This window comes from Levilactobacillus andaensis (assembly GCF_016861695.1).
GTDB classification, from domain to species: Bacteria; Bacillota; Bacilli; order Lactobacillales; family Lactobacillaceae; genus Levilactobacillus; species Levilactobacillus andaensis.
Map to the genome: position 1 here is coordinate 62,980 of NZ_BOLP01000017.1, position 8,514 is coordinate 71,493.

The following is an 8,514-nucleotide window of genomic DNA, read 5'->3' on the forward strand; positions in this document are numbered from 1 at the left end:
CCCATACAATTAAATAAATTTAAAATCACCGCCGCTTAGTGTGCGCTGGGCACGCGCTATTATCATAATTTTTATGCGAACATTTGTTCTGTCGAGTGCTACTAAAACCTGCTATACTACGATTACTGTCAAAGACACCCAGCCAACATCTAGGAGGATATCCCCATGAAAACCTACCAACTCGCCAAGCTTCATGCACATACCAAGCAGCTTCTTCACCAAGTCGCCGCGACCCAGCAAGCCATTGAAATTAAGCTACCAGCAAAGCACAGCGTGGTCGTCATGAGCAAAGACCGTTATGCCCAACTGCTTGAGCTAAATTATCTCTGGGAAACCGGATCACTACCCGCGGCACTCCAACAACTAGACTTAGAGGCTGATGTGAGTTAATCCTTGGGACGCAAAAAAGCACTGTCTACCTGACAATGCTTTTGGGTGACCACTATTTTAAATGGTATGAATCGCCGTACATTTTCCAATTCAGCGGCCGAACCAAGCGATAATTCTTATCACCGATAAACCGCCGCTGAACGTTTAATCGAGACAGGTCTTTGTGTGCTTTTTCTTGCCGCATAACACGCGTTCTAACCTTCAGGAAAGTTTTCAAGTACGTGGCTTGGTCCCCGCCCTGCTTAGGTGAACGGGCTAACTTGAGTGTCTGCCGGCGAATACCGCCAAAACTACTGGCATCTTGTCCCGGACCATGAACGACCATGGCGTCGTAGTAGATGTACTGCCCCAACGGACTCAGATCATCTTTTTGAGCTGCCCTTAGAACCGGCCGCAAGTAAACTTGATCGACCACCGCGTCCTGGGCGTGACGCATTTGAATACCTTTTGCTGCATGATGCCAGTCACTCACAAAATGCTGTCCGAGTCCCCGATGAGAGGCTGTCCCGTCGACGCGACGTAACGCAGGCAAGTATTTTCGCAAACGATTGTTATGCGGTTTTAGCCGCATATACCGTTGGATCACCGTTCGTAAATCACCAGTGGCCGATGTGAAGCCGATAATTCCGGCCGTATAACCCCGACCATCCCCAATGTCCTCAATATACCGATATTGCTTTTGGTAATTCAAACTCGAGTTCTCTGCACTAGACACTAGCGAAAAGGTCGTGGCCCGCAACTTTCCCGTTCGAATCGTCTTTTTCGCTTGATATCCGGGTGCTGTGGTTTGACCGCAAGCCGTTAATCCCAGCACAGCGGATAGCACCAGTATTCCCCAAAACAATCTCTTTACTTTCATCGCTACCGACTCCCATTAGTAAAATTCACTCCACCGCTAGCTTACCAAATATCTTGATACTTTTCTCGACTAACTACCTAAGATGCCAGCAAAAGGACTCTCACCAATACGGCAAGAGTCCCTCAGTTACTTATCATTTTTTTGGTAACGGAAAACAATGAAGTAGAAGCCAAAGTTCAAAATACTCAGAACAAAGATCAGTCCAAATGCCAGTTGGCTCCCAATCGCCGTCTCGTGGGCGTAGGACATGCCACTCACCTTCACGGACGACATTAGTGCAGCCAAAATCGTTGTCCCCAGTGACCCGGCAAATTGTTGACCGGTGTTATAAATGGCATTGGCATCCGCCCGTTGGCTGATATCAACTTCCTTTAACCCATTCGTTAGCGTATTACTGAAAGCCATTGAGCGACCGATACTGAACAAAATATACATAGCCGAAATTAAAACGATACTCAGATTTTGCCCAAATACCGTAAAGATCAACGCTGCAACTAGAAATAGACTACTTCCCAGCAAAATTGGTAACCGAGCACCATGTTCATCCAGCAAGTGGCCAAACCAAGGTTGGAGAATCGCCGTAATCAGACTACCTGGAAGCAACATCAGACCACCGATCAGAGATGTCGCCCCCACCACGATTTGCGCGTAGTTTGGCAGTGCAAAGTTAATCCCGATATTACAGAACTGGAGGATAACGTAAGCAAAGAAGCTGTAGGTAAAGACCGGATTCTTAAAGATTTCCAGTTTCAGCAACTGTTGCTCACTGCGGCGTGAGACCTGAACGTACAGTAAAACGGCAACCACTGCCAGAATGACGCCGCCCAAGAACTGCCAACTTAAGATTCCAGCCGAGGACACACTGTTAACGCCTAGGGTGAAGCTAATAAAAGCCACTGCCAGCAAGATAAACTGTAACCAGTTGAAGCGAACTTGCTTCACAGTTGAGAATTGCTTAATCGCTGTGACCCCTAAAATCAGAATCAATGTTTCAACTGGCAACGTTGACCAAAAAATCATGCGCCAATTTGCCAGATAAACCATGAGGCCCCCAAATGTTGGGCCACTGGCCGGCGCAATCATCAGGATCAGACCAGCCATCCCCATGTAAAAACCTAAGCGCGAACGGGGAACACTTTCTACGATGATATTAAACATCAACGGAATGGCTAGGCCCGCACACCCTGATTGAATCAATCGACCAATCAGTAAGATTGGAAAGTTGGTTGCGAGCGCACAAATCAAATCTCCTAAAATAAACGCCATTGCGGCGGCCACGAATAATTGCTTGTTCGTAAAACGTTGCTTTAAAAAGGCCGACGTAATCATGAGGAGCGCTACCGTCAGGAGATAGCCCGTTGTGAGCCATTGTACGGTGTTCAATGACACGTGCATCTGTTTCATTAACGCTGGAAACGCCACGTTCATTGACGTTTCTACCAAAATCCCTAAGAACGCCATCAATGCAATCGCAAAGATCGCAATTAAGTTCTTGCGGGGCACCTTCTCAGGCTGAATCGCTGTTTGCATCTAAATCTCTCTTCTCTCTTAATAGCATTACTTTCCATCATACGCATTTTGGGCTGAAATTGCATGGTTAAATTAAAAAAACGCGGTTGCCTAAGCTTCCGCGTTCCATTCAGCCTTGTATTCGGCTAGAAAATCGAGCATGACCTGTTGCCGATGTTCGGCCAACTGTTTCGCTGCTGTCGTATTCATTAAATCCTTGAGGGTAAGGAGCTTCTCATAGAAGTGATTAATAATGGTCTCGTTATCGAGATTACGGTACTCCGCATGCGTCATCTCAGTCCGCGGCTTCACGGCCGGATCATAGATTTTCTCACCAAAGTGACCACCGAAATAAATTGCCCGTGAAATTCCAATCGCCCCAATTGCATCTAACCGATCGGCGTCTTGCACGATTTGACCTTCTAATGGCAACGGTTTAGCCGTCCCATCAAGGGTCTTATGATAGGACATGTTGTCCATGATTAAAAACACGGTATCAATCTGAGCTGTCGTAAATTTCTGATCAACCAGGAACTGCCGGACCTCTTCACTAGCCGCAGCAGTGTCCGCAACTAATTTTTCATCAATGACGTCATGCAAATAGGCCGCGGTTAAGGTTTCAAGGTGGTCAGCCTCGGGGTATGACTTGGAGATTCGGTCAGCTAACCCCACGACACGTTGAATATGGTCAAAGCCATGGCCCGTTTCATCATTACCCATTTTAGATTTTGAAAACTGCCGTACTGCTGCTAATACTGCTTCATCTGTCATTTCTCATCCTCCTGATCAGTTGGTTGGGGTTCTGATGATGGCACAGGACCACCAGCAAAACCATAAAAAAACAAGTGCATCAGCTGATCAATCAAACGCTGATACTTTTCCGGTGGAATATCTGCCGTACTGAAATACGTCACGTACATGTGCAAGTAGAGTAATAAAGCTTCATCAGAAATATTGGGATTGATCATCCCCGCTGCCCGGCCTCTAACAACCACGGCATCCCAAAACTTTTTCTCGCCATCATCATATGTCTGCCTAACGACGCTATTCCCGTAAACACCACGCATCTCATCAATGACAAATTGATAAAAATCAGGATGAATTGCATCACTGAGTTTGACTTTGTTCGCCATCATGGCCTTCACGATATCCTGAAATGGGACCGACTCATCATCAATTAGCTTTTGGAAGCTAGCGTAGCCTTGGACGATCATTTCAATCACGACCTGCTGACCCAGCGCTAGTTTGCTATCAAAGTATTTATAGAGGGTTACCTGTGACACCCCTGCTTCCTTCGCAACCGTTGTGATGTGCGTTCTTTTAAAGCCATCGCGATTGAATAGCTTGATGGCTGCTTCCAAAATCCGCTGACGTTGCTGGGTCTTCCGTTCTTGATTGGTTGCCACTTGTCTCACCACCTATGCTGTTTTTTACTCTCTACTGTTAATTCTATCATACCGCAAAACGCATGCGTTTTTAATTTTAGTGAACTATTTTCTATAAATAGTTCACCTTTTCGTTGACTTTCGTATTCGGTGGGCTTACGATGTAAACGATTTTAAAACTGTGAGGAGGGATTGCTTATGACAAATCCTGTACTTCAAATTAATCATCTCCAAAAAAAATTCGGTCACTTTCAGGCGCTAAAGGACATTACCTTTGACGTCCACCCCGGTGAAGTCTTTGGCTTTATTGGACCAAATGGCGCTGGAAAATCGACAACTATTCGTGTCCTGCTTGGTATCATTCGGGCCAGCGGCGGAGACGCCACCATCTTTGGTCAAAATGTCTGGTCAGATAGTGTTAGTATCCATCAACGCCTCGCCTATGTTCCCGGCGACGTCTATCTCTGGCCCAATCTGACTGGTGGAGAAATTATTGATCTGTTACTTAAGATGAATGGCACCACCCACTCCACCAAGACCGACGACCTCATTAAAAAGTTCGGCTTAGACCCAACGAAAAAGGCCCGTACCTATTCCAAAGGGAACCGGCAAAAGGTTGCCCTCATCGCCGCCTTTTCTCAGGATGCCAATTTCTATATCTTTGATGAACCTACTTCCGGACTGGATCCGCTGAACGAGCGTATCTTTCAGGAAGCCGTCTTAGACCTTAAGGCTCGTGGTAAAGCTGTTTTACTGTCCAGCCACATTCTTTCTGAGGTTGAACGGATGTGTGACCGTATCGGGATCATCCGCGAAGGCCAGATCATTGAAACCGGGAGCTTAGCCGAAATGCGGCACCTGACCCGGACCATGGTCACCGTCACTCTCGGTGATGACTTTGACGTCACGACCCTAGCTGGCACTCATGGTGTCACCGCAGGTCAGCACCCCCACGAATGGCAATTCTCTGTTGAGGATGCCCAGCTTAGTGCCGTCATGAACGCCCTTGCCCAGCACCAAGTCATCACGCTGCAGAGTACGCCGCCAACCTTGGAAGATCTCTTCATGCACTACTACACGGGAAAGGAGTGACCGTCATGTCACGTTACGGACGTACCGGTCAACTGATTCGGCTGAACTTACGCCGTGATCGGTTCCGGATTCTCATGTGGATCATTCTCCTTGCCGCGCTGATGACCAGTGTCGCTTGGAAATTTGAAGGCATCTACGGCACACAATCTGAAATTGCGGCCATTAAGGGAACACTAGCCAGTCCCGGAATCGTTGCTATGTTTGGGGCCTTCTCCTTCACTGGAAAAGTAACGACTGCTGAAATATTTGCGAATGAAATGTTACTCTTCATGGCATTGATTCAAGTCGTCATGAATTTGGCACTCAGCGTTCACGCTACCCGTTATGAAGAAGACCTTGGGATCACCGAACTCGTACGAGCCCATGCAGTTGGAACGGCGGCGCCTTTAGCTGCCGCTGCTGTCGAATTGGTCCTCATAAATGGCTTCCTGGGAATCCTTTACAGCCTAGGACTGACCGCTGCCAACATGCCCGGGGCCACCATCGAAGGCAACTGGCTGATTGGACTGGGCTTGGCCAGTACCGGTCTACTCTTTGGTGTTCTCGGTCTACTGACCGCTCAGTTAGCCGACCATTCTTCTAGCGCCACGGGGCTGGCCTACAGCCTGTTTGGCCTCAGTTATCTCGCCCGGATGATCACCGATGTTCAACATCCCCGGCTTACCTGGTGGTCCCCACTGGGATGGATTGAGAAATTAGCGCCTTACAACCATCCCAACTGGGCCCCAATTTGGCTCAGTTTGTTGTTGGCCCTCGTCTTGGCTGAACTAGCCGTACTAGCCAATAGCCACCGAGACCTCGGGGCCGGGGCCATCACAACCCGCCCAGGTCGGCGCAACGCCTCTGTCTTTCTTCGCGGACCAGTTTCTTTGATTTGGCGCCGTCAACGTAACGTCATCATTGGCTGGATCGTTGGTATCATCATCTTCGGTATCGCCTACGGCACAGTGTTCAACACCATCGCCGATATTCTTAAAACCAATCCGACCATGCAACAAGTTTTCGGAACAGCCATGGTTCACGAGGCCAATCATAAGGTCTTGCTTAGCTTTACTTCCTTATTAGCTATCGTCATGGCCGCCGTGGCCGTCATTCCTGGCATACAACTCATCTTAAAGCTGCACAGCGATGAGACCCGCGGCTGGCTAGAAGCCCTCTACGCCCGGCCGCTCAGTCGCACGCGACTCCTCTTTAGTTACGTTGGAACCGCCTTTGTCACCAGCACCTTGGCTTACATTGGTGGTCTTGCCGGCATCGTTGTCATGGGTGACGCCAGCCTAAAACACGTTCAGGACGGTATCAGTGCCAGCGAATTTTGGCAAGGCGTCTGGGCCCAGCTCCCCGAAATCTGGGTATTCCTAGCGCTCAGCGTTCTCCTGGTCGGTTGTTGGCCACGGCTGAAGGCCTTCAGTTGGTTCTACCTCGCTTTAGGCTTCATCAGCGTTTACATGGGCAGTCTGTTAAAATTGCCCGACTGGGTCAAGAACCTTGCGCCATCGGGCTGGATGCCTCGGGTGCCGCAACACGATGTGAACTGGACGACGTTTAGTTGGATGGTCGCCTTAGCCCTGGTTCTCGTGATTATCGGTTGGATTGGCTACCGTCGCCGGGACCTCCACATGAGCTAACACGGTGTTGTCATATCGGCCATCACTTAAGCCTCATCATTAATAATCAAACCTACCCAACTCATCACCCCACGTGGTCTTTACGGCCTCTAGCTATCTGTCCCTCAGACCTTTCTGCCCCTAATTAGTACAGCATCATAATGCTCGCAATTTCCTAAAGCATCCGGTATGCTGAAGTTACGTTGGCTCCCCCGAGTCCATAACGTACGACTTAAATTAAAAAACCACACCCCGGCCACCATAGTTGGTAGTCGGGGTGTGGTTTTTTCAGACCATTTAGTTCGTTAGTCGCTCCACATCGCGAACGATCATCAGTTCTTCATTCGTTGGTACAACGAGGACCTTGACCCGGCCATCATCAGGACTAACGATATGTTCTTCGCCACGAAAATCATTCTTAGCAGGATCAATCGCAATCCCAAAGTAATCGAGTTTATCCGCAATGGCTTGGCGCATCGCCACACCATTTTCACCGGACCCCGCTGTAAAGACGATGGCATCCACACCATTCAGTTCAGCAATGTAACTGCCGACATAGCGAACCACGCGGTTCACAAACATTTCCAGGGCCAGCTTGGATTTTGGCCGTTCATCTTGTGTCTTTTCCAGATCACGCTGGTCCGGTGACAGCTCAGAGATTCCTAACAATCCCGATTTATGATTCAAGACATCAATCATTTCTGGCATCGTTTTACCCAATTTTTCTGCCAAAAAGGCGACCAGTGACGCATCGATATCGCCAGAACGGGTACCCATCATGACACCCGCCAGTGGCGTGAAGCCCATGGACGTGTCCAACGCCTGACCGTGATCAAACGCCGTAATCGACGACCCCGACCCCAAATGTAACGTAATCAATTTCAACTCTTCCAGCGGCTTCCCCAAAATCTCTGCCGTCCGGTGGGCCACATAACGGTGACTCGTCCCGTGAGCGCCATATTTTCGGGCGCCTAGCTTATCGTAGTACTCATACGGAATGCTATACATATAGTTGACTGCGGGCATCTCAGCGTACAGTGAGGTGTCAAATACGGCCACCTGTTTTGCTTCGGGCAATAATTGCTGGAAAACTTCAATATAATACGCCTGAACCGGGTTATGTAACGGCGCGTAATCCTTTAATTCCTTAATCTGTTTCAGCACGATCGGCGTAATGACGGCGGAGTCCTTGAAGACCTCGCCACCGGCAACGATTCGGTGGCCCACACCGGTAATTTCGCTCAGATGCTTCACGATGCCGTAAGATTTCAGCCGGGTCAGCACCATCGCCGCCGCCAGCTCATTGGTAATATTGTCCTGCGTGTCGACGATCTTCTTACCATCTGGCAGCTTGACCTTAAAGATCGACCCCGGGAGATTCAGCCGATCGACCATCCCCGATGCGATAACGGTTTCTTCCGGCATGGAAAATAGTTTCCATTTCAATGTGGAGCTGCCTGCATTAATTGCCAATGTTTTTGCCATGATTAGTGTTACTCCTCCCATTTGACTTATCTCCTAGTCTAAAGAAAGATGTAACCGTTTTCAAGAAAAAGTTCGCTCACCGATGAAACTCTTTATTACTTTAGTTATAAAGGTTCTATGATATTTGGTGTTGATGGAGAAATCCATCGACACCATTTTTGCATAAAAAAAGAGGCATATCACCTCT

Annotated in this window: 8 protein-coding genes; 3 read left to right on the forward strand and 5 right to left on the reverse strand. The window is 48.5% G+C overall.

What is annotated here, in order from left to right:
* Positions 1–165: 165 nt before the first annotated feature.
* Positions 166–390, forward strand: a complete 225-nt coding sequence (locus JUF10_RS11665; RefSeq protein ID WP_203642503.1) for a type II toxin-antitoxin system Phd/YefM family antitoxin — start codon at positions 166–168, stop codon at positions 388–390.
* Positions 391–442: 52 nt separating this feature from the next.
* Here the strand turns inward: JUF10_RS11665 and JUF10_RS11670 are convergent, their stop codons facing one another.
* From JUF10_RS11670 to JUF10_RS11685, 4 genes are all read right to left on the reverse strand, one after another.
* Entirely contained in the window at positions 443–1,249 is an 807-nt protein-coding gene (locus JUF10_RS11670; RefSeq protein WP_203642504.1) for a chitosanase, read from the reverse strand.
* Between the two features lie 126 nt (positions 1,250–1,375).
* Positions 1,376–2,779 carry an MFS transporter gene (locus JUF10_RS11675; protein WP_203642506.1) on the reverse strand — a complete coding sequence of 468 codons (1,404 nt, stop codon included), beginning with the start codon at positions 2,777–2,779 and terminating at the stop codon, positions 1,376–1,378.
* Positions 2,780–2,869: 90 nt separating this feature from the next.
* Positions 2,870–3,529, reverse strand: coding sequence for an HD domain-containing protein (locus JUF10_RS11680; RefSeq protein ID WP_203642508.1), 660 nt, complete (start codon positions 3,527–3,529; stop codon positions 2,870–2,872).
* Positions 3,526–4,164, reverse strand: a complete 639-nt coding sequence (locus JUF10_RS11685; RefSeq protein WP_203642510.1) for a TetR/AcrR family transcriptional regulator — start codon at positions 4,162–4,164, stop codon at positions 3,526–3,528. Before JUF10_RS11685 ends, JUF10_RS11680 begins: the two co-directional genes overlap by 4 nt.
* Positions 4,165–4,341: 177 nt before the next feature.
* Between JUF10_RS11685 and JUF10_RS11690 the strand changes: the two genes are divergently transcribed.
* Both JUF10_RS11690 and JUF10_RS11695 read left to right on the forward strand, forming a co-directional pair.
* The gene (locus JUF10_RS11690) at positions 4,342–5,235 is read left to right on the forward strand and encodes an ABC transporter ATP-binding protein (protein ID WP_203642512.1); all 894 of its coding nucleotides are present in this window, start codon (positions 4,342–4,344) and stop codon (positions 5,233–5,235) included.
* A 5-nt stretch (positions 5,236–5,240) separates the two neighbouring features.
* Complete coding sequence (locus JUF10_RS11695) at positions 5,241–6,863, forward strand: ABC transporter permease (protein ID WP_203642514.1); 1,623 nt, start codon at positions 5,241–5,243, stop codon at positions 6,861–6,863.
* A gap of 276 nt (positions 6,864–7,139) precedes the next feature.
* Here JUF10_RS11695 and JUF10_RS11700 read toward each other — a convergent pair whose 3' ends face one another.
* Entirely contained in the window at positions 7,140–8,327 is a 1,188-nt protein-coding gene (locus tag JUF10_RS11700; RefSeq protein WP_203642516.1) for an acetate/propionate family kinase, read from the reverse strand.
* Positions 8,328–8,514: the final 187 nt, after the last annotated feature.